Here is a 531-nt window from a genome sequence, read left to right as displayed (position 1 = left end):
CCGCCGCCCCGGCCGCCCCGACCGGTGATGTGCTCTACGCCGTGCACCCCGGCCCCCTGGGCGACCTCGTCCTCGCCGGACCCGAGCCCGGTGTCCTCGCCTCGATCACCGTCCCCGACCAGCGGCACGCCACCGGGGTCCAGCCGCACTGGCGGCGCGAGGACACCGCCTTCACCGAGGCCGCCCGCCAGCTCGACGCCTACTTCGCCGGGGAGCTGCGGGAGTTCTCGCTCACCCTGAGCACCCCGACCTCCGAGTTCCGCCGCCGGGTGTGGGAGGCGCTGGACACCATCCCCTACGGCACCACCGTCACCTACGGCGAGCTGGCCCGCCGCGCCGGCCTGCCGGCCGCCTCGGTGCGGGCCGTCGGCGGGGCGGTGGGCCGCAACCCGCTGACCGTCGTCCGTCCCTGCCACCGGGTCATGGGCGCCAACGGCTCCCTCACCGGCTACGCCGGCGGCCTGGACCGCAAGCGGTTCCTGCTCCACCTGGAGGGTGTGCTGCTCTGACGCCTTCCCCGTCCCGTCCGCC

1 protein-coding gene is annotated in these 531 nt (G+C 76.3%); it reads left to right on the top strand.

Going from position 1 to position 531, the window contains the following annotated elements; all coding sequences use genetic code 11:
• On the top strand, positions 1-509 hold a 509-nt coding region (locus tag FOE67_RS28060; protein WP_438874331.1), incomplete at its 5' end, for a methylated-DNA--[protein]-cysteine S-methyltransferase.
• Positions 510-531: the final 22 nt, after the last annotated feature.

It is taken from the genome of Streptomyces calidiresistens (genome assembly GCF_014141525.1).
In the GTDB taxonomy this organism is placed as follows: Bacteria; Actinomycetota; Actinomycetes; order Streptomycetales; family Streptomycetaceae; genus Streptomyces; species Streptomyces calidiresistens.
This window is presented reverse-complemented; position numbering and strand designations above follow the sequence as displayed.